Here is a 20,075-nt window from a genome sequence, read left to right as displayed (position 1 = left end):
CGCTGTGCTAATGTTTCTCCCGTCGGAAGGGCCAAGCCCCTCCAGCGCCGCTAGCTCAACTGGCAGAGCAGCTGACTCTTAATCAGCGGGTTCGGGGTTCGAGTCCCTGGCGGCGCACTTCACGAAAGCCGGGTTCGCATTGTGCGGGCCCGGCTTTTGCTTTGTCGGGGTGCCCTTCTTTTGTGCGCGTGGTCACATTTGGTGCCGGGGTCGCCGCCTTTTGGCGGGAACGGTCCGTGTCGATCTTCCGCGGGCGTTGCCCAGGGCGGGTGCTTCCGGGGGACCGTTCCGGCGGTTCCGCTCAAGTCGATCTCCGTGCGCGCTCGCACACCGTACGGTCGTCTTGGCACTGCGCGGGAGGGGGCGCATGGCGACCGAGGGTGGCCGGGAAGCCGAGTTGCGCAACGAGTTGTCCGGATCCGTGGTCGGCGGAGTCGTGCAGGCGGGCGTCGTGCACGGGGACGTCCACTTCCACCACGCGCCCGGACCGCCGGTGCCGCGGCAGTTGCCCGCCGCCCCCGCGCATTTCACCGATCGCGACGACGAATTGTCCGCGCTCGACGCCATGTCGGCCGCGTCCGCGCGGATGCTGGCCGTTCTCTGCGGTCCGGGAGGGGTCGGCAAAACCGCGCTCGCGGTGCATTGGGCCTACCGGGACCTCGAACGGTTCCCGGACGGGCAGCTCTACGTGGACCTCGGCGGGTTCGGCGGGGACGAGCCGGTCGCGCCGGAGGAGGCGCTGGGGCTGTTCCTCCGCGGGTTGGGCGTGCCGCCGGAGCGGGTGCCCGCCGGCCCGGTGGAGCAGACGGCGCTCTACCGCTCCCTCACCGCCGACCGGCGGCTGCTGGTGGTGCTGGACAACGCCTTCTCCGTCGCCCAGGTGCGCCCGCTGTTGCCGGCCTCGCGACGCAGTGCCGTGCTGGTGACCAGCCGCAGTCGCCTCGCCGGTCTGGTCGCCGAGGGCGCCCGACTGCTGGACGTCGGGCCGCTCGGCGTCGCCTCCGCCGTGAAGCTGCTGGACCTCGCGGTCGGCGGCACGCGGGTAGCCCATGAAGACGCGCCCGCCCGGCAGCTCGCGGTGCTGTGCGGGGGACTGCCCATCGCACTGCGGGTCGCCGCCGCACGGCTCGTCGCACGGCCGCGGTGGTCGGTCGGGCGCGTCGCGGACGAGTTGCGCGACGAACGCGAGCGGCTGCAGATGCTGTCCGTGTCGCCGGACCTGTCCGTGCGCACGACGTTCGACCTGTCCTACCGCGCGTTGCGGCCGACGGCGGCGGCGCTGTACCGGAGGCTGTCCCTGCACCCCGGCCAGGACTTCGGCCCCGCGGTGGCGGTCTCCGTGCTGGACGACGCCGAACCCGCCGCCCTGGACGAACTGGTGCAGGGCAGCCTCCTGGAGGAAGTCAACGAAGACCGCTTCCGCTTCCACGACCTCGTCCGACTGCACGCCCGCGACCAGGCCGGGGCCGACGAACGGGCGTCGGCGCTGCGCCGGATCGCCGAGTGGTACCTGGCGGCGGCGCGGGTCGCGGACCTGGCCGTGACTCCGCACCGCGACCGCCTGCCGTACCGGTTCACCGCCGAGCCCGCGCGGCTGCCCGCGCTCGACCGCACCACCGGGTTGGACTGGTTGGAGCGGGAACGGGCGAACCTCATCGCCGCCGGCCGGGTGGCGCTGGACCGCGGCTGGCCCGACCTGGCGTGGCAACTGGCCGACGTGGTGTGGCCACTCCTGCTGCACCACAAGCACTACCGGGACCGCTTCGAGATCAACGAGCGCGGGATCCGAGCGGCCCGCGAGTGGGGTGTCCCGGTGGCCGAGGCGGTCATGTTGCGCCGTCAGGGCATGGCCCACCAAGCGGTCGGCGAGTTCGCGGAGGCTCGGCGGCACTACGCCGCGTCGGCGGAACGCGCGTCGGCCGCCGGCGACCTGCGCGGCTCGGCGGACGCGCGGGAAGCGTTGGCCCTGCTGCACTTGGACCGCGGTGAGGTCCGGGAAGCGTTGGCGCAGTTCGAAGAACTCGTCCGCACCAACCGGGAGCTGGGCGCGGACCGGAGTCTCGGCCTGACCCTGATCCACCTCGGCACGGTGCTGGGGCGCGTCGGACGACCGGCGCGGGGGCTGGCCGCGCTACGGGAGGCGGCCGACCTCCTCGACGGGCTCGCCGAGCCCGACCCGTACAACCGCGCCCGCGTCACGGTCGCCGAAGCGCGGCTGCACCAGGTGGCCGGTGACAGCGCACGGGCGACCGAGTTGGGCACGCGGGCGCTGGCCGTGATGCGGGACCTGGGCTCCGACCGCGGCGCGGCGGAGGCGCACGAGGTGCTGGCGGAAGCCGCCGGCGATCCAAGGCGTGCCGCCGAGCACTGGCGGCACGCCTTGGACCTGTTGACCCGGCTCGGTTCCCGCCGGGCCGCGGAGGTGTCAGACCGGTTGCGCGCGGTGGAGCCGTCCACAGGGGACGGTTGACCCCCGGTCGCGGTGCCGCGCACACCACACCGGGATGCCGTTGCGGCGCAACAACTCCAGGTCCAGCCCGGCCACGCTCCACACGTAGAGCACCTCGACGGCCGACCGCCGGACGTCCTCGGCGGTCAGGCACGCGGCGGGCGCGGTGGCCGCGCAGGTGATCACGCCGCCGGCCCGCGTCACGGCGACCAGCCGCCCGCCGGCCGAGCCGACGGCGAGCTCGGCGTACGGGTGGCGGCGCAAGAGCTCGCGCAGCACGACGACGTCCGCCGAGGACTCCAGGAACACGTCCGCGAGCGTCATGGCCGCACCGCCGGGACCGGCGCAAGCCCGCGGTGCCGCCCCGGCTCGGACATCCCCAGCAGCCGGTAGACGGCCCGCCGCAGCTCGGCCCCCGCCCGACCGGGGCACGAGGTGAGGCGGTCGCGGACGTGCTCGGCCAACGCCGCCGCCCGCCCGGCCGCGAAGTCGAACTGCTCGACCAACGGCCGGTCGAACGTGAGCCGCGGCGCCAGCCGGCGCAGCGCGTCCTGCGCCGAGCCGTCCCCGACGACCGCGGTCACCGGCGGGTCCGCGAGCAGGACGGGCGTGCCGATCGCCGCCGCGTACACGCCCACCGAGCCGTGGTCGGCGATGACGTGGTCCGCCGCGATCACCGCCGCCCGCCAGTCGACCTCGGGCGGCACGACGACCAGGCCCGCGTCCCGGCAGTCGGCGAGCCACGCCCGCACCTGGCGCCGGCCGTGGGCGTACCAGGCGGCGGGGTGCAGCATCGCGGCCACCCGGGAGCCGCGCAGCTCGTCCAGCAGGCGCGGCAGCAGGTCCTCGAACCGGGCGAACAGCGAGTCCAGCCCCCACGTGGAGGTGACCACCAGGAGTCGTTCGCCGTCCCGCACGCCCAGCGCCGCGCGGTACTCGCCGCGCACCGGCAGGCTCGCGACCATGCGGTCGTAGCAGGGATCGCCCGCCACGACCGCGACGTCCAACGCCTCGGGGCACTGCCGCCGGAGCACGTCCCGCTGGCTGTCGTGCGACAGGACGAGGGCCGCCGCGAGGACCTCGCCGTTGTGCAGCAACCGCTGGGCGTCCAGGCCGTAGACCTGCGGCGGCCCGGCGGCGGTGACCGACTTGCCGAACCCCGCGCCGTGCGGCATCAGCAACAGCGGCGCGTGCACCATGTGCAGCGACCCGTACGACGCCGCCAGGGCCAGGTCGAACCGCTCGCGCGTAGCCTGCTCCCACGGCACCACGAGGGCGTCCGCGGCTCGCAGGAAGTCGGCCACACCCTGCGAGAACGTGTCCGGCGCCTGGCAGAACAGCACCTGCACCCTCGGGTCGGACTCGATCAGCTCCACCGCTTCCAGCAGCCGCTGCCCGCTGGTGACGGTGTGCACCACGACGAGGACGTGCCGGCAGCGCGCTCTCGTCACCCAACGGGGCGCGTCTATCCCGACCGGTACCCGCAGCCATTCGGTGTTCGTCATCCACTCCCCCTCCCACTCGGTGCGCACAAGCGTCCCGAGCGGGTTTGCCGGTGCCTTGCAGTTCGCTTGCACCGCCGATCGCCGCGCGTCCTGTCCCCGATTCGGAGCAATACGCGTTCGCGGGCTGTGGAATCACGGTCGCGTCCCCCACACTGTCATTCCGGGGCACGCCGTGCCAGCGGAGGAGGCGCTGGTGGAATTCAAGATCCTGGGTCGGACGAGATTACACATCAATGGGAATGAGATCTACCTCGGACCCGCCAAGCAACGAGCTGTTCTCGCATTGCTGCTCTACCGCGTGGGAACCGCCGTGCCGGTCGAACGGTTCGCGTCCGCAGTATGGCGGAACACTTCGGCGACCGAGGTGCGCGGCCGGCTGCAACCGCTGATCAGTCGTTTGCGGAAGGTTCTGACCAGCGCGGAGACCGGTGGCGTGATCCACCACGACGGTGCAGCGTACCGATTGGAACTCGCTGCGGAACTCGTCGACTACCACCGTTTCCGCACATTGGCGGAAACCGGGCGAACGGTTGCCGCACAAGGTGACCACCGGCGCGCGAAAGCCTTGCTCCAGTCGGCGTTGGACCTCTGGCAAGGCCGCCCCCTGCACGAACTCGACGGGCCGTGGGTCGAGCATTGTCGTCACCAAATGGAGACCTTCGACCGCATCCCCGCGCAGTACGCTCTGCTGGACAGCCGGCTCGAACTGGGCGAACTCGTCGAGGTGATGGGTGAAGCCGGTCGACTGACCCGCGAACACCGGTTGGACGAGCGCTTCGCCCGCACCTACCTCCGTTCCCTCGACGGTTTGGGCAAGTACGCGACCGCGGTGGAATTCCACGAGGAATTCCGCGCCCTCCTCTTCGACGAGCTGGGCGCGGCGCCGGGGCCCGAGCTGCGCGACGTCTACCGCGACATCCTGCGCAAGCAGGCGGACACCGGCGCCACGCCGCCGCCCCGCCGTCCTCCGCCCCGCGACCTCCCCCGGGACCTGAAGAACTTCACCGGCCGCGCCGACCTCCTCGCGGACCTGGACCGCGTCCTGGAGTCGGGCACGCACGGCCAGGTCGTCGCCCTGCACGGCATGCCGGGGATCGGCAAGACCCGCCTGGCGATCCACTGGGCGCACCGCAACGCGGCCCGCTTCCCGGACGGCCAACTGGTCCTCGACCTGCGCGGCTTCGGGCCGGGCACCCCGCTGGCCCCCGACGACGCGCTGGGCATCCTGTTGGCGAAGCTCAACGCCGGCCCGGTGCCGGTGCCGTCCGGGGAACGCCGGGACCGGCTGCGCCGGGTACTGTCCGGCAAGTCGACGTTGCTGCTGCTCGACAACGCCCTCGACAGCGCTCAGGTGCGCCCCATCCTCGACGCCACCGACGAGTGCTTCGTCATCATCACCAGCCGCACGCGTCCGTTCGGCCTGCCGGTGCACGACGACGCCGCGCTCGTGGCCCACGTGCCGCCGTTGTCGGGTGCGGAGTCGGAGCAGTTGCTGCGGGCGGTGATCGGCGAGAACCGCACCGACCACGAGCCCACGGCGGTGCACGAGCTGGTGGCCCGCTCGGACGGCCACCCGTTCGCGTTGAAGATCATCGCCCAGCACGTGGCGCACCGCCCGGAGACCTCGATCTCCGACCTGGTGGAGGAGTTCACCGCGCCGGAGGGGCTGGGCATCCTGGGCGCGTCCGACGACAACGACGACGAGCACGCGACGCTCGCCGCGGCGTTCGACTGGTCCTACAGCGCCCTGCCGCACGACACGGCGCGCACGTTCCGGCTGCTCGGGCTCCTGTTCACCACCGAGTTCGGGCCGGCGGAAGCGGCGGCGCTCACCGGTGAGCCGATCAGCGCCACGATGAAGGCGCTGCGCACCCTCACGAAGGCCAACCTGCTGCAGTACAGCGCGGGACGCAGGTTCCGGCTGCACGACCTGACCCACGACTACGCGGCGGACCTGGTCCGCACCAAGAGCTCGGCACAGGACCGGAGGACCGCCCTGACCGGTCTGCTCGACCACTACCTGGCCGTGGCCACCGCCGCCTGCCGCCGGTTGAACCACGACCAGTCCCCCGTCCCGCCGCTGGCCGGGGTGCCGGAGGCCGAGCCGTTCGACTCCGACCAGGCGGCGCTGGACTGGTTCACCACCGAACGCGCGAACCTCGTGGCGGCCGTCCCCCGCGCCGTGAGCGCCGGCTTCGCCGACCACGCGTGGCGCATCGCGGGCAACGTGCACGACGCCTTCGACCGCCTCGGCTACTACGCCGACCTGCTGGTGTGCCAACAGGCGGCGCTGAAGGCCGCGCGCATGGCCCGGGACCGCCACGCGCAAGCCGGCGTGCTGGCCGACACCGGGACGGTGCACCTGCGCCTGGGCCGGTACGACGAGGCCGCCGAGGCGTACGAGCAGTCGATCGCCATCGCCCACGACCTCGGGCTGCGCGACATGGAGGTGCTCGTCGTCCACAACCTGACCAAGGCGCAGATGGAGCGCGGGGAGATCGCGCGGGCCGTGGACCTCGGGCGGACGGCCCTGGCGTCGGCGCGGGCGTTGGGCAACCCCACGCTGGAGGCCGCGATCCTCGGCCAACTGGGGCTGGCGCACCGCCGCGTCGAGCGCGACGACATCGCCCTGGAGTACCTGCGGGCCGCGCTCGCGATCTGGGAGCGGGTCGGGAACGCGCGGGGCCAGGGCACGGCGTTGACCGGCATCGGCAGCCTCCTGCACGAACAGGGCGAGGACGTCGAGGCCCTCGCGAGCCTGGAGGCGGCGCTGGCCGCGAACGAGGTGAGCGGCGACCGGCCCCGGACGATCGAGGCCCTGGTGGCCAAGTCCGAGACGCACTACGACCTCGGGCAGTTCGACGAGACGATCCACTGCGCCGAGCGGGCCGTCGAGCTGTGCGTCGAGACGGGCGCGGTCCGCGAGCAGGTGCGGGCCTTGCACGTGATCGGCCATGCCATGATCATGATCGGCGACCACGCGTCGGCCGAGCGGCGCTGGGCCGAAGCCGTTGACCTACTGGGCGGGGCGAACACCCTGGAAGGCGGGGTCGTGCTGGACCACCTGGCCGTGCTGAGGGGCCCGGACCACCCCATCCCAGACCCGAGGGAACCACACCTGCCCCTGATCAATGCCCCGTCGAGGGAGATCACGGAGCGCAATCAGGTGAGCTAGGGTCAACCCGACGGTAGTGGGCACCATGCGCCATCGAGCGAGCTGAAACGCCTGCTTCAGCCACCCACAATCTCGCCAAGAGCCACCGGGTGAATTCTGACCCCACCCTGACGAGAACCGATTCCCTAAGGTATGGAATCCTTTGCGGGGTGATGAATCCAGCCCGACGCTTCAAGATCATCCGCGCCCTCGCCGCTGTGTTCGCCGCGACGGCGATCGCTCTCTCCGCGGCCTCGGTAGTCAACCCGCCTCGGGCGGAGGCCTGGCCGACCATCGTCTACGGCGGTGGTGGGGTCGGGCTGATGCAGTTCCAGTAAGCCGCGGCCGGGAGGCTTCGGGCGGGTTGTCGGGGTGGAGTCGGGCCACCCCTTCCGCTCACCCGAAGCCGAGGGCGATGCGGCGGCGCGCCAGCAGGTTCGTGTGGTGGAGGTCGGGATCGACCTTGATCACCGGATTCCGATCGAAGCGGGCATAGGCGCGTTGCAGCACCCAGTGCGCGGCTTCCGGGCCGATGGCGTGGAGGTGGCCTTGTTCGGCGAGCCTTTCGCGGGCCGTCGTGACATTGCGGGTGACGAAGGCCTTGCGGACCACGCCGCCGGACAGTTCGTCGATCAGGAAGACCATCGCGTGTTCGTCGGTGAACCGGTACGTGCAGAGCAGGGCCAGGTAGCCCGCGTCCAGTGAGCGGTCGCAGATCCAGGAGCCGCCTGCCGACAGGGGCGGGCCGGCGGCCGGGACGGCGTTGGCGGCCCATTCCCGCGGGCGGCCGGTGAGCATCGCGGCCAGGAGGCGGAGCAGGCGGTCGTTGCGGCGGGTCGGGCGGGTCGTGGCGTGGTCGATGACGCCGGCCCAGAAGTGCTCGTCGGCGGTGAGGTCGGACACGGCCGTGCTGACCGTCAGCTCGGCGTCGAGCGGGTCGGCGAGGTGCGGCAGGGCGCGGCAGCGGTCCAGGAAGCGGCGTTGGGCCGGGGTCAGCGGCGTCCCCTGTGGACGGTGGACGACCACCACGGGCCGCCGGGTGCGCGTCTTCCGGCTCACCGGGCGAGGCTGGCACGTCCGCCGCCGCACCGGGCGCAGCGACACCGCGCGGCGGGAGGAGAATCACCGATCGTGGACAACCTGCGCGACGCGATCCTCCGGGCGGCGACGAACCGGCGTGCCCCGCTGCCGCGCACCGGCGGTCGGCCGGCGGCCGAAGTGGACGCCGCGGCGCGCGACGTCCTGGATCGCGTGCTGATCGGGTTGTGGGAGCACGGGTGGCTGCCGGTCGACGTGGTCGAGGTCGTGCGGCGCGGTGCGGAGCCGCGGGCCGAGTCGGTGGTGGTCGACGCGGTGGCGCGGACGTTGGCCGGGTACCGGTCGCTGCACCCGGAGTGGGTGGAGCAGGCGGCGTCGATCGGCGCGGTCGTGTGGTGGGACCCGGCGGAGCCGTACCTGTCGCAGTGGGCGACCCGGCACATCGAGCTGCTGGACGAGGCCGTGGCGGTGGTCGTGGCGGCGCTGTCGGCGTTGACGTCGCTGCCCGTGCTGCCGCGGATCGTGCCCGCGCCGGGGACGCCGCTGTCCGAGGTCACCCACCACCACGTGGACCCGAAGGTGCTCAAGCGGGTGCGGGGGTTGCTGGCGAAGGCGGAGTCGACGGCGTTCCCCGAGGAGGCGGAGGCGTTGTCGGCCAAGGCGCAGGAGCTGGTGACGCGGCACGCGTTGGAGCGGATGCCGACCGAGTCGGCGACCACCGCGTCCCGCCGGGTGTGGTTGGACAAGCGGTACTTCGACGGCAAGGCGCAGATCGTGCACGTGGTGGCGGAGGCGAACCGGTGCCGCGCCGTCGTGTACGACCTGGGCTTCGTGGCGCTGGTGGGCGAGGAACTGGACCTGGAGATCGTGGAGCTGCTGTCGGCCTCCCTGCTCGTCCAGGCGACCCGCGCGATGGTGGCCGCCGGCGACGGGGCGCGCAAGGGCGACGAGGCGAGGTCGTTGGCTTACCGGAAGTCGTTCTTGCTGTCGTACGCGCACCGGGTGGGCGAGCGCTTGAAGGCGGCGAACGAACCCCCGGCCGACGACGACCGGCTGTTGCCCGTGCTCGCGGAACGCAAGCGGGCGGTGGACCAGCTGTTCACCACGTTGTTCACGAAGACGGTCTCGAAGTCCACTCCTGTTCGCAGCGAGGCGGGCTGGAACGCGGGCCGTGCGGCGGCCAACCGAGCCGACCTGGACATCAACCGCCCCTGAGATCGCCGGTAGCGCCGAGGTCGCCGAGCAGCGCGCCGACTGTCAGCGGCCGGCGAGGAGCGCGCCGGGCCGGCAGCGGCCGGCGAGGAGCGCGCCGAATGGCAGCGGCCGGCGCGGGGTGCGCTGGGCCGGTGGTGGCCGGCCCAGCGCGTTGTGGGGCCTCGGTGGTCAGCGGGTCAGTGGCGGGCCTTCGGGCGGCGGGACAGGGCTGTTACGCCTGCGCCGGCCAGGGCTACTTGGAGGGCCAGTTCGATCCAGTCGATGCCGCCCGTGTCGGCCACGCCGATGAGCGACGCCGCGAAGGTGCCGACCAGGGCCGCCGCTATGCCGACCAGCATCGTCATCAGCAGGGAGATGTGTTGCCTGCCCGGGACGACCAGGCGGCCCAGGCCGCCGATCGCGATGCCGATGAACAGGGCCGAGATGATGCCGGTGATCTCCACGTGAGGTCCCCTCCTCGATGGTGCGCCGTCACCTTGAGCATCACTCGACACCTCCCCCCGGCGAATCGGGTTCTCCCCTGAGACCCCCCTGAGCCCGACCCTGAACTCCCAGCACCGCCGCCGCCTCCGGGGACAGCGGCCGGCCAGGGACGTCCGGGTCGCAGCCGATCCTGGCCAGGCGGGCTCGGATGGACGTGGCGGAGCGTTGGTGGTCTCGGGCCAGGGTGCGGATCAGGTCGGTGGTCGGGGTGTCCGGGCCGGCGTTCAGCCAGGTGGCGCGCAGGTCGGCGTCGAGGGCGTCGGTCCAGGGCAGGTTGGCGTTGGCCGGGCGGGAGCGGGGTGAGCGGGGTGGGGGTGCGCCCAGCCTGCCCAGGGCGTCGAGGACCTGCGCCAAGAGCCTGCCCACCGTGGCGCCGGCGTCCAACGGCAGTCTCAGCGTCCCTTGGGCCACCATGGCCCCTGAGGTGTCCGTGCCGGTCAGTTCCATGACCAGGTCCGGGTCGGCCGCCGCGCGCAGGCGGTAGCTCGTGGTGCCGATGCGGGTCTGGGTTTCGTACGTGGTCGTCGTCATGTCGATCACGCTAGGACCGGGGTACGACAGTCCAGGCGTATCAGCAGAGCGGGCAGTTCGAAGTGAGGGCGTAACCGCTGGTCAGATGGCTTTTGAGGTGGTTGGCGATGGCGCGCGCGAGGGTGGGCGGGACCGCGTTGCCGATCTGGCGGGCCACCTCGATCTTGGTGCCGCACCACTCGAAGTCGTCGGGGAAGGACTGCAGCCGCGCGGCTTCCAGGTGGGTGATCGGCCGGTCGTGCTCGGGGTGCAGGTAGCGGCCCTTCTCGGGCTTGTAGAACTCGGTGCGGATGGTCAGGGACGGCTCGTCCCAGCGCATCCGGCCCATCACGTCGGTGGTGCCGGTCTTCTTCTCCCGCCAGCACCTGGGGAGGAGGTGGTCCGGGAGGTCGAAGCGACCGCCGCCGGGCGGGATGTTGCGGTAGCGCTCCAGCGACAGCGGGGTCGGGTTGCGGCCGATGTGCAGGTCCGGGCTCTTGTGCCGGCCGGGCAGCTCGACGCCGAAGAACTCGACCCGGGAACCGGGCAGCGCGGTGGTGCGGGGGCGGTCCGGGAGGCCGGTGAGGACGTCGCGGACGGTGTGCCAGCGGGTCTTCGGGTGGGTCGGGGTCGGCAGCGGGATGCGGCCGACGCGGGACCCGATGACGATGGCGCGGCGTCGGCGCTGGGGCACGCCGAAGTCGGCGGCGAGCAGCAGGCCTGCGCTGAGTTCGTAGTCCTGGGTCTCGGCTTGCAGCAGGGCGAACTCGGTGGAGGTGAGGAAGCGGTCGACGTTCTCGATGACGAAGACCTTGGGCTTGGCCTTGCGCACGAACCGCAGGTACTCGCGCCACAGCGAGTTGCGGGGGTCGTTGACGTCGCGGCTGCCCAGGTTGGAGAAGCCCTGGCACGGCGGGCCGCCCACGATCACGTCGACGCGGGGGATCGCGCGGTTGGGGATGGCGGCGATGTCGGACCAGGTCATGTGGTCCTCGCCGAAGTTCGCGGCGTAGGTGGCGGCGGCGTGCAGGTCCCACTCGACCGCCATCACCGGGCGGTAGCCGCCCGCGGCGGTGAAGCCGGAGGTCATGCCACCGCAGCCGGCGAACAGGTCGATCATGGTGAGCACGGGGGCCAGGCTAGCCGGCCTGTTGCGCGCGCCCGACATCGACACGCCGGCACGGGAACCGGAGGCGACTCACGCCGGCGGGGAACCGGGGCTGCTCACGCCGGCGGGGAACCGGGGCTGCTCACGCCGGCGGGGAACCGGGCGGCTCACGCCGGCGGAAGGCCAGGGGTCCGCTCCGGCGCGCAATGGGACGTGGGCGCGCCGGGGTGGATCAGGCGCGGGGAGAGCGGCGGGACTGGATGGTGGCGTGGATCTTCGCTGCCGCGGTCGCCGGGTCCTCGTGTTCCCAGACGCGGATGGACAGCCAGCCGGCTTCCGCCAGCACCTTGTCCGTGTTCACGTCGCGGGCCTGGTTGGACTCGATCTTCGTGCGCCAGAAGTCGCTGTTGCGCTTGGGCCACGTGCCGTGGTCCGGGCAGCCGTGCCAGAAGCAGCCGTCCACGAACACCGCGACCTTCGCCGGGCCGAACACGACGTCCGCCTCCCGCCGCACGGCCCGCACCGGGCGGCGGTGGACGCGGTAGCGCAGGCCCAGGCGGTGCAGTTCCCGGCGCAGCGCCACCTCGATCCCGGTGTCGCGGGACCGCTGCCTGCTCATCCGCGCGCTGACGTCCGACGTGGTCGGGAGGTTCGGCACGCGGCCATCATGGTGCATCGGGGTAGAGCACCCCGCGCAGGCTCCGCACCGCGCGGTCCAGGTCGCGGCGCGTGGGCAGCGGCACCGCGCCCACCTGCTCAAACTCCTTGAGCCCCAGGTCGTGGAAGAAGAACGGCGGCATCGCGTGCACGAGCAGGCGGGACGAGCGTTGCCCGCCGCCGCGCGGGTTGAGGATCAACCGCTCCACCCAGGCGTCCACGTCGAACACCAGGTCCGCCAACGGGTGCACGCGCACGTCCAGCCCCGCGTGGCGCAGGTGCGCGATCACGGACAAGTACCGCAGGAACCCCACGAACTCCGTGACCACCTTGTGCCGCATGGCCCCGCGCGCCCCCGCGCGGTCGGTGGTCGAGGCGATGGCCTCGCTGGCGGGCGTCCACAGCATCGCCCGGGTCGCCTCGTCGGTCTCGCAGAACTCGCGGAACTCGTCCCAGCCGGGTAATCGGCCCAGCCGCTCGACCACGTGGTGCGCCACGTGGGTGAACGGGAACTCCGGCCGCCACGCCCGGATCTCGGCGACGTCGGGCGGCGGACCGGTCCTGGGCACGCCGGGGCACACCGCCCGCACGTCCTCGGGGGTGACCCGCAGGACGGCCGAGGTGTCGTGGGACATCACCCGCTCCACCAGCGGTGTCCGGTCGCGGAACCAGCCGTTGAACCGGAACCGGGTCTCCTGGGTGACGTTGAAGGTCCGGCGCACGTCCATCGCGGTGATCGTCATGACAGCGAGGGTACGGACGACCACCGACAGTCCCGGGGAACGCGCAGGTCGCGGACCGCCTAGAGTCGAGCCCGTGTTGGTGCTCCACGGGCTGTGCGCGACCGACGGGCGGACGGCCGTGTGGGCCGAGGACGCCCGGCTCCCGGTGAAGGTCGGCTCGCGGCTGCCGAAATCGCCCGTGCCGCACCCGTTCGCGGTGGCCGGCGCGGACCTCGCGACCCTGCTCGACGGCAAGCACGGCGAACTGGTCGTCCGCCTGCCCTCCTACGCCTCGGGACCGGTCGAGTCGCCGGAACTGGTGCGCGACCCGCTGGCCAAGCCCCCGGTCCGGCGCGGCGCGGTGCGGCTGCGCGCCTGGCGCGTGCCGGTGGTGTGGCTGGACGAGCCGCCCGACGCGCCGCCCGAGTGCCGGTTGGGCGCGTCCGCCCGCTACCTGGCCGAGGTCGTGGAGTTCGCCCGGGACCTGGTCGCGCGGGGACGCGTGCTGCCCGGCGGCGACGCGCGCTGGCGGGCCGCCCCGGAACGGCTGCGGCTGGCGCGGCTGCGGGACGCCATGCCGCCCGCGTTCCGCGCCGTGCGGGACGTCGGGGATCCGCTGGACGCCGTGCTGGACTCGTTGGTGGACAAGGAAGTCCGCGAACGCCTGCGGGGCGTCGAGGTGGCCGGGACCGGTGTCGTCGGGCGGTGGTTGACCGCGCTGACCGGCCGGGGCGTCCGCCCCCACGACGCCGCGCTGGTCAACGCCGTCGAGGCGTGGCGGGCGGAGCGGTCGCAGGTCGTGCGGACGTGCTTCCGGCTCGCCTCCCCCGACCAGGGCGGGCCGGACCAGGAGGGCTGGCGGCTGGAGTTCCTGCTCCAGGTCGTGGACGAGCCGAGCGTTCTGGTGCCCGCGAAGGACGTGTGGCGCCACGACGCCGTGTTGCGGCGTTGGGTGGCACGGCCCGAGGAAGTGCTGTTGGGCGACCTGGGGCGGGCGTCCAAGGTGTTCCCGCCGCTGGACCGCGCGTTGGCCGAACGCGATCCCGTCGCGCTGGACCTGGACCTGGAGGGCGCTTACGACTTCCTGACCCGCGCGTCGCTGCTGGCCGAGGCCGGGTTCGGGGTCATGCTGCCGTCGTGGTGGCGGCACCCGCGCCGGATCGGCCTCTCGCTGACCGCCACCACGCGCGGCGCGGCCGGGGTCGTGGCCAAGGAGAGCGAGCTGGGCATGAAGGCGGTGCTGGACTACCGCTGGGACCTCGCGCTGGGCGACGAGAAGCTCACCGAGGCCGAGCTGTCCGCGCTGGCCAAGGCGAAGGCGCCGCTGGTGCGGGTGCGCGGCCAGTGGGTGCACCTGGACCGCAAGCGGCTGGCCGAGGGGCTGGCGGTGCTGGGCAGCGGGCGGATGACCGCCGGGCAGGTGCTGCGGATCTCGGCGCAGGACGACCCCGACCTGCCGCTGCCGGTCACGGCCGTGCACGCGGACGGGTGGCTGGGCGACCTGCTGTCCGGTGAGGCGGAACAGCGCCTGGACCCGGTGGACCCGCCGGAAGGGCTGACCGCGGTGCTGCGGCCGTACCAGCTGCGCGGGCTGTCGTGGCTGGTCTTCCTGGACCGGTTGGGGCTCGGGGCGTGCCTGGCCGACGACATGGGGCTGGGCAAGACCGTGCAGCTGCTGGCGTTGGAGGCGTACGCGCGGCAGCACGGCCGCCGCCCGCCGACCCTGCTGATCTGCCCGATGTCCGTGGTCGGCAACTGGCAGCGCGAGGCCGAACGGTTCACGCCCGGCCTGAAGGTCCACGTGCACCACGGCGGCGACCGGGTCGCGGCGGCGCTGACCGCGGGCCATGACCTGGTGATCACGACCTACGCGGTGGCCACGCGCGACGCCGAGGCGCTGGCCGGCGTGCAGTGGGACCGCGTGGTGCTGGACGAGGCGCAGAACGTCAAGAACAGCGCCACCCGGCAGTCCCAGGCGGTCCGGGCGCTGCCCGCGCGGCACCGGGTGGCGTTGACCGGCACGCCGGTGGAGAACCGGCTCGCCGAGCTGTGGTCGATCATGGACTTCGTCAACCCCGGCGTCCTGGGGACGGTCAACACCTTCCGCGCCCGCTACGCCGTGCCCGTCGAGCGGCACCACGACGAGGGCGCGGCCGTCCGGCTCAGGCGCGTGACCAGGCCGTTCGTGCTGCGCCGGCTCAAGACCGACCCGCGGATCATCAGCGACCTGCCGGACAAGATCGAGGTCAAGCAGCTCTGCACGCTGACCACCGAGCAGGCGACGCTCTACCAGGCGGTGCTGGACGACATGTTCGCCCGCATCGCCGAGGCGGAGGGCATCAAGCGCAAGGGCCTGGTGTTGGCGACGATGTCGCGGCTCAAGCAGGTCTGCAACCACCCGGCGCAGCTGCTCGGCGACGGGTCGCGCGTGGCGGGGCGGTCGGGGAAGCTCGCGCGGCTGGAGGAGGTGCTGGAGGAAGCGCTGGCCGACGGTGACAAGGCGTTGTGCTTCACCCAGTTCACGCAGTTCGGCGCGTTGGTCGTGCCGCACCTGGCGGCGCGGTTCGACACCGAGGTGCTGTTCCTGCACGGCGGGACGCCCGCGAAGGCGCGCGACGAGATGGTGCGGCGGTTCCAGGAGGCCGACGGGCCGTCGATCTTCGTGCTGTCGCTCAAGGCCGGCGGGACGGGCCTGAACCTGACCGCGGCCAACCACGTGATCCACCTGGACCGGTGGTGGAACCCGGCCGTGGAGGACCAGGCGACCGACCGGGCGTTCCGGATCGGGCAGCGGTCGCACGTGCAGGTGCGCAAGTTCGTGTGCGTGGGGACCGTGGAGGACCGGATCGACCGGATGATCGAGGAGAAGCGCGGGCTGGCGCGGCTGGTCGTGGGCGCCGGCGAGGACTGGTTGACCGAGCTGTCCACGGCGGACCTGCGGGAGCTGTTCGCGTTGTCCGGGGAGGCCGTCGGTGAGTGACTGGCACGGGGAACGGCCGCCCGCCGCGCGCCCGATCCGGGTCGAGGGCGGGTTGACGCTGCGCAGCAAGCGCGGCGACATCGCGCGGACCTGGTGGTCGCGGCGGTTCATCGAGGTGCTGGAGTCGTTCGGGATGGGCGGGCGGCTCGCGCGCGGGCGGACCTACGCGCGGACCGGGCAGGTGATGTCGCTGTCGCTGTCGACCAGCGTGGTGGTGGCGCTGGTGATGGGGTCGCGGCCCGAGCCGTACCGGGCGCGGATCGGGGTGCGGAAGTTCTCCGACGAGGACTGGGTGCGCATCGAGCGGGCGTTGGCCGACCGGGCGGTGTTCGCGGCGAAGCTGCTGGCCGGCGAGATGCCCGCCGAGATCGAGGAGCTGTTCGCGGGCCTGGGGTTGACGCTGTTCCCGGCGTCGATGCGCGAGATGTCGATGGACTGCACCTGCCCGGACTGGGAGGTGCCGTGCAAGCACCTGGCGGCGGCCTGCTACCTGCTGGCGGAGTCGTTCGACGCGGACCCGTTCGAGATCCTGGCGTGGCGGGGGCGCGGGCGGGAGGACCTGCTGGAGCGGTTGCGCGAGCTGCGCGCGCCGATGCCCGCCGCGGTGGCCGCGGACGACGGGTTGCCGGCGTTGGAGGACTCGCTGGCCGTGTTCTGGCGGCGACCCGCGGCGGAGCCGGTGCCGGACCCGGACGAGCCGGTCGCCCACCACCCCGACGCGATCCTGGACCGCCTGGGACCGCTGACGGTCCGCGGGCGGTCGCTCACCGACGAGCTCCGGCCGCTGTACCGGAGGCTGGGCGGCTGAGGTCAGCCGCCCGCCACGGACGGGAGGATGCGGATCTCCGCGTTCGGGCGCAGGACCGTGCCGGGCCCGTCTAGGCGGCGGCATTCCTCGCCGTCCACGTAGAAGTTCACGTAGCGGCGCAGGGTTGAGCGTTCGTCGCGCAGGCGGCGGTCCAGGAGGGGGTAGCGGTTGGACAGCTCGTCCAGGACCGCGCCCAGGGTGGCCGGTTCGGGCAGGTCCAGTTCGAGGCTCGACTGGTTGGCGGCGGCCGGGCGCAGGACGCCGGGCAGGAGGACGGTGACCTTCACCTACACCTCCGCCGCGCGCACGCAGACGACGTCGGGCAGGTGTTCGACGACCCGGTGCCAGGACTCGCCCTCGTCGGCGCTGGCGTAGACCGAGCCCGAGCGGGAGCCGAAGTAGACGCCGGCGGGGGTCGCGGTGTCCGTGCACATCGCGTCCCGCATCACGGCGGTCCAGAAGCCGTCGGGCAGGCCGGCGCGCAGGGGTGTCCACGTGTCGCCGCCGTCCTCGGAGCGGTGGACCGCGCACCGCCCGCCGGGCGGGAAGCGCTCGGCGTCGGCGACGAGCGGGAAGTTGTAGACCACCTCGGGCCGGTGCGGGTGGACGACGATGGGGAAGCCGAAGTCCGACGGCAGGCCGTCGGCGATCCAGTCCCAGGTCGCGCCGCCGTCCGACGAGCGGTACACGCCGTGGTGGTTCTGCAGGTACAGGCGGTCCGGTGTGGACGGGTGGCGGGCGATCTTGTGGACGCACTGGCCGAACTCCGGGTACGGGTCGGGCAGGAAGTACGCCTGCACGCCCTTGTTGCTCGCCGTCCACGTGCTGCCGCCGTCGGACGTGCGGTAGACGCCGCCGGTGGACATGGCCACGGTGAGCCGGTCGGGGTCCGCGGGGTGCGGCAGGACCGTGTGGATGGCCTGCCCGCCGAACCCCGCTCCCCACTCCTCGCGGTGCGGGTGGTCCCAGAGGCCCTGGACCAGCGAGTAGGTGCGTCCGCCGTCCTCGGAGCGGAACAGGGCGGAGGGTTGGGTGCCCGCGTAGACGACGTCCGGGTCCGGGGTGAGGGCGAGTTGCCAGACCCGTTCGAGAGCGCCGTCCTCGGGGAACGCGATGGGCGCGTGGTCGGGCTCCTGCCACGTCCCGCCCAGGTCGTCGCTGGTCATGACGGTGGGGCCGAAGTGGGGGCTGGTCGTCCCGGCGAGCAGGCGGGGACCGCGCGGGTCGATGGCCACCGCGTAGACCTCCGTCATGGGCAGCGACGGCCCGCGGACCTCCCACGACGTGCGGTCGGGGCTGGTCGCGAGCCACAGGCCCTTTCGCGTGCCGATCGCGAGCAGGTGCATGGCGTCCTCCGACGGGCCGGTGTGACGTGGAGCACCGTACGCGCGGGGTCGGACAATTTCGCGCCGAAGGGGGTCGGGCGAAGCAAGTTACCCGCTGGTAACGTGCGTGGCCAGACGAAGGGAGCAGGCCGGTGTTGTTCGATCCCAACAGCTTCGAGGGCGCGCACCTCGACCCCGAGAGCAGGCGGTTGCTGCGGGCCACCATCGACTGGTTCGAGGAGCGCGGCAAGCGGCGCCTCATCGCCGACGACCAGTCCCGGGTCTGGTACGCCGAGTTCCTGGAGTTCGCCGCGCGGGAGAGGCTGTTCGCCACCTTCCTCACGCCGGCCGCCGAAGCGGACGGTCACCCGGACAAGCGCTGGGACGCGACGCGCAACGCGGCGCTGAGCGAGATCCTCGGCTTCTACGGCCTGCAGTACTGGTACACGTGGCAGGTCACCGTCCTGGGCCTCGGCCCGATCTGGATGAGCGACAACGCCGCCGCCAAGAAGCGGGCCGCCGAACTGCTGGACGGCGGCGCGGTGTTCGCGTTCGGGTTGTCGGAGCGCGAGCACGGCGCGGACGTCTACTCCACCGACATGGTCCTGACGCCGACCGGCGACGGCGGGTTCGTCGCCAACGGCGGCAAGTACTACATCGGCAACGGCAACGTCGCCGGCATGGTGTCGGTGTTCGGGCGGCGGGCGGACGTCGACGGGCCGGACGGGTACGTGTTCTTCGCCGTGGACAGCGCGCACCCGAACTACAAGTTGGTCAAGAACGTCGTGGACTCGCAGATGTTCGTCAGCGAGTTCCGGCTGGAGGACTACCCGGTCGCGGCGCAGGACGTGCTGCACACCGGGGCGGACGCGTTCAGCGCGGCGTTGAACACCGTGAACGTCGGCAAGTTCAACCTGTGCACGGCGTCCATCGGCATCTCGGAGCACGCGTTCTACGAGGCGATCACGCACGCCCACAACCGGGTCCTGTACGGCAAGAAGGTCACCGAGTTCCCGCACGTGCGGCAGAACTTCGTGGACGCGTACGCGCGCTTGATCGCCATGAAGCTGTTCGCGGACCGTTCGGTGGACTACTTCCGCACGGCGTCACCGGAAGATCGTCGGTACCTGTTGTTCAACCCGGTCACCAAGATGAAGGTGACCAGCGAGGGCGAGCAGGTGATCGACCTGCTCTGGGACGTCATCGCGGCCAAGGGCTTCGAGAAGGACACGTACTTCTCGATGGCCGGCCGGGACATCGGCGCGCTGCCCAAGCTGGAGGGCACGGTGCACGTGAACCTGGCCCTGGTGCTGAAGTTCATGCCCGCGTACCTGTTCCAGCCGGTCGAGTACGCCGCCGTGCCCACGGTCCACGAGCCGAAGGACGACGACTTCTTCTGGCACCAGGGCCCGGCACGCGGCCTGGGCTCGATCCGGTTCCACGACTGGGAAGCCGCCTACCGGGCGTTCGCGCACGTGCCGAACGTGGCGCGGTTCCACCAGCAGGCGCAGGGCCTGCGAACATTGCTGACGACGGCCGCACCGGACGCGGAGCAGCAGAAGGACTTGGACTTCCTGCTGACGCTGGGGCAACTGTTCACGCTGGTGGTCTACGGGCAGCTGGTGCTGGAGCAGGCCGGGCTGACCGGGTTGGACGCCGACGTGGTGGACCAGGTGTTCGACGTACTGGTGCGGGACTTCTCCGCGTGGGCCGTGGCACTGCACGGGAAGGCTTCTTCGACCGGGGCGCAACAGGAGTGGGCGTTGGGCGCGGTGCGGAAGCCCGTGGTGGATCGCGAGCGGTTCGAACGGGTGTGGAACCAAGTTGCCGCACTGTCCGGCACTTACGAGATGCGCCCTTAGCACCTCCTACGCCGCTACTCTCGCGCCGGGCTCCCCCCTGCGCCGGACTCCCCCGCGCCGGGCTCCCCCGCGCCGGGCTCCCCCGCGCCAGGGCTTCCCTCCCGCCACAGCCGTTGTCGCCCTGCCACGCGCTTCTGCGCCGCAGGCGCTCCTCTTGGCTGTCAAGCCACAGGAAGGGCCTCGGTTCGTCCCCCGTACGGCCTGGGCGCAGCCCAACCACAGATCGCCGGGGTCGGCCTGAAAAAGTTTCGCGAGGAAC

General features: G+C 72.4%; 17 protein-coding genes and 1 tRNA gene. 8 read left to right on the top strand and 10 right to left on the bottom strand.

Going from position 1 to position 20,075, the window contains the following annotated elements; genetic code table 11:
- Positions 1–44: 44 nt before the first annotated feature.
- Together AB0A74_RS28565 and AB0A74_RS28560 are read left to right on the top strand one after the other, a co-directional pair.
- Positions 45–117: transfer RNA gene (locus AB0A74_RS28565), tRNA-Lys, on the top strand.
- A gap of 250 nt (positions 118–367) precedes the next feature.
- Positions 368–2,470: an NB-ARC domain-containing protein gene (locus AB0A74_RS28560; RefSeq protein WP_358254159.1), complete on the top strand. Its 2,103-nt coding sequence runs from the start codon at positions 368–370 to the stop codon at positions 2,468–2,470.
- On the opposite strand, the gene AB0A74_RS28555 is transcribed toward AB0A74_RS28560, so the two are convergent.
- Positions 2,426–2,773 (bottom strand): hypothetical protein, encoded by a 348-nt coding sequence (locus AB0A74_RS28555; protein ID WP_358254157.1) that lies wholly within the window; start codon positions 2,771–2,773, stop codon positions 2,426–2,428. The genes AB0A74_RS28560 and AB0A74_RS28555 overlap by 45 nt on opposite strands.
- The gene (locus AB0A74_RS28550; RefSeq protein WP_358254210.1) at positions 2,770–3,954 is read right to left on the bottom strand and encodes a hypothetical protein; all 1,185 of its coding nucleotides are present in this window, start codon (positions 3,952–3,954) and stop codon (positions 2,770–2,772) included. The genes AB0A74_RS28555 and AB0A74_RS28550 overlap by 4 nt, the downstream gene beginning before the upstream one ends.
- Between AB0A74_RS28550 and AB0A74_RS28545 the strand changes: the two genes are divergently transcribed.
- Both AB0A74_RS28545 and AB0A74_RS28540 read left to right on the top strand, forming a co-directional pair.
- Positions 3,851–7,129 (top strand): BTAD domain-containing putative transcriptional regulator, encoded by a 3,279-nt coding sequence (locus tag AB0A74_RS28545; protein WP_358254155.1) that lies wholly within the window; start codon positions 3,851–3,853, stop codon positions 7,127–7,129. The genes AB0A74_RS28550 and AB0A74_RS28545 overlap by 104 nt on opposite strands.
- Before the next feature lie 152 nt (positions 7,130–7,281).
- Positions 7,282–7,446: a hypothetical protein gene (locus AB0A74_RS28540; RefSeq protein ID WP_358254153.1), complete on the top strand. Its 165-nt coding sequence runs from the start codon at positions 7,282–7,284 to the stop codon at positions 7,444–7,446.
- 58 nt (positions 7,447–7,504) lie between these two features.
- Here AB0A74_RS28540 and AB0A74_RS28535 read toward each other — a convergent pair whose 3' ends face one another.
- Positions 7,505–8,167 (bottom strand): hypothetical protein, encoded by a 663-nt coding sequence (locus AB0A74_RS28535; protein ID WP_358254151.1) that lies wholly within the window; start codon positions 8,165–8,167, stop codon positions 7,505–7,507.
- Positions 8,168–8,239: 72 nt separating this feature from the next.
- On the opposite strand from AB0A74_RS28535, the gene AB0A74_RS28530 reads away from it, so the two are divergent.
- Positions 8,240–9,361 carry a DUF2786 domain-containing protein gene (locus tag AB0A74_RS28530; protein ID WP_358254149.1) on the top strand — a complete coding sequence of 374 codons (1,122 nt, stop codon included), beginning with the start codon at positions 8,240–8,242 and terminating at the stop codon, positions 9,359–9,361.
- A 176-nt stretch (positions 9,362–9,537) separates the two neighbouring features.
- Here the strand turns inward: AB0A74_RS28530 and AB0A74_RS28525 are convergent, their stop codons facing one another.
- From AB0A74_RS28525 to AB0A74_RS28505, 5 genes are all read right to left on the bottom strand, one after another.
- Positions 9,538–9,804: a GlsB/YeaQ/YmgE family stress response membrane protein gene (locus AB0A74_RS28525; RefSeq protein WP_358254147.1), complete on the bottom strand. Its 267-nt coding sequence runs from the start codon at positions 9,802–9,804 to the stop codon at positions 9,538–9,540.
- Positions 9,805–9,844: 40 nt separating this feature from the next.
- A complete protein-coding gene (locus AB0A74_RS28520) occupies positions 9,845–10,375 on the bottom strand; it encodes a hypothetical protein (RefSeq protein ID WP_358254145.1) in 531 nt (176 codons plus the stop codon).
- Between the two features lie 40 nt (positions 10,376–10,415).
- Positions 10,416–11,474 (bottom strand): DNA cytosine methyltransferase, encoded by a 1,059-nt coding sequence (locus AB0A74_RS28515; protein WP_358254208.1) that lies wholly within the window; start codon positions 11,472–11,474, stop codon positions 10,416–10,418.
- Between the two features lie 220 nt (positions 11,475–11,694).
- Positions 11,695–12,120 (bottom strand): very short patch repair endonuclease, encoded by a 426-nt coding sequence (locus AB0A74_RS28510; RefSeq protein WP_358254143.1) that lies wholly within the window; start codon positions 12,118–12,120, stop codon positions 11,695–11,697.
- A gap of 7 nt (positions 12,121–12,127) precedes the next feature.
- Entirely contained in the window at positions 12,128–12,862 is a 735-nt protein-coding gene (locus AB0A74_RS28505) for a hypothetical protein (protein ID WP_358254142.1), read from the bottom strand.
- Between the two features lie 73 nt (positions 12,863–12,935).
- Here AB0A74_RS28505 and AB0A74_RS28500 point away from each other — a divergent pair, with 73 nt between their 5' ends.
- Both AB0A74_RS28500 and AB0A74_RS28495 read left to right on the top strand, forming a co-directional pair.
- A complete protein-coding gene (locus AB0A74_RS28500; RefSeq protein WP_358254140.1) occupies positions 12,936–15,821 on the top strand; it encodes a DEAD/DEAH box helicase in 2,886 nt (961 codons plus the stop codon).
- Entirely contained in the window at positions 15,814–16,629 is an 816-nt protein-coding gene (locus AB0A74_RS28495) for an SWIM zinc finger family protein (protein WP_358254138.1), read from the top strand. The genes AB0A74_RS28500 and AB0A74_RS28495 overlap by 8 nt, the downstream gene beginning before the upstream one ends.
- A gap of 2 nt (positions 16,630–16,631) precedes the next feature.
- Here AB0A74_RS28495 and AB0A74_RS28490 read toward each other — a convergent pair whose 3' ends face one another.
- Together AB0A74_RS28490 and AB0A74_RS28485 are read right to left on the bottom strand one after the other, a co-directional pair.
- Complete coding sequence (locus AB0A74_RS28490; protein ID WP_358254136.1) at positions 16,632–16,916, bottom strand: MoaD/ThiS family protein; 285 nt, start codon at positions 16,914–16,916, stop codon at positions 16,632–16,634.
- Positions 16,917–17,975 (bottom strand): exo-alpha-sialidase, encoded by a 1,059-nt coding sequence (locus AB0A74_RS28485; protein ID WP_358254135.1) that lies wholly within the window; start codon positions 17,973–17,975, stop codon positions 16,917–16,919. It lies immediately after the preceding gene.
- Positions 17,976–18,106: 131 nt separating this feature from the next.
- Here AB0A74_RS28485 and AB0A74_RS28480 point away from each other — a divergent pair, with 131 nt between their 5' ends.
- Entirely contained in the window at positions 18,107–19,816 is a 1,710-nt protein-coding gene (locus AB0A74_RS28480) for an acyl-CoA dehydrogenase (RefSeq protein WP_358254133.1), read from the top strand.
- Positions 19,817–20,075: the final 259 nt, after the last annotated feature.

This window comes from Saccharothrix sp. NPDC042600, from assembly GCF_040647305.1.
Classification (GTDB): Bacteria; Actinomycetota; Actinomycetes; order Mycobacteriales; family Pseudonocardiaceae; genus Actinosynnema; species Actinosynnema mutabilis.
This window is presented reverse-complemented; position numbering and strand designations above follow the sequence as displayed.

Coding starts and splice junctions, on each gene's coding strand:
- AB0A74_RS28560 (WP_358254159.1), top strand. CDS start 368: ATGGCGACCGAGGGTGGCCGGGAAGCCGAGTTGCGCAACGAGTTGTCC.
- AB0A74_RS28555 (WP_358254157.1), bottom strand. CDS start 2,773: ATGACGCTCGCGGACGTGTTCCTGGAGTCCTCGGCGGACGTCGTCGTG.
- AB0A74_RS28550 (WP_358254210.1), bottom strand. CDS start 3,954: ATGACGAACACCGAATGGCTGCGGGTACCGGTCGGGATAGACGCGCCC.
- AB0A74_RS28540 (WP_358254153.1), top strand. CDS start 7,282: ATGAATCCAGCCCGACGCTTCAAGATCATCCGCGCCCTCGCCGCTGTG.
- AB0A74_RS28520 (WP_358254145.1), bottom strand. CDS start 10,375: ATGACGACGACCACGTACGAAACCCAGACCCGCATCGGCACCACGAGC.
- AB0A74_RS28515 (WP_358254208.1), bottom strand. CDS start 11,474: ATGATCGACCTGTTCGCCGGCTGCGGTGGCATGACCTCCGGCTTCACC.
- AB0A74_RS28505 (WP_358254142.1), bottom strand. CDS start 12,862: ATGACGATCACCGCGATGGACGTGCGCCGGACCTTCAACGTCACCCAG.
- AB0A74_RS28485 (WP_358254135.1), bottom strand. CDS start 17,975: ATGCACCTGCTCGCGATCGGCACGCGAAAGGGCCTGTGGCTCGCGACC.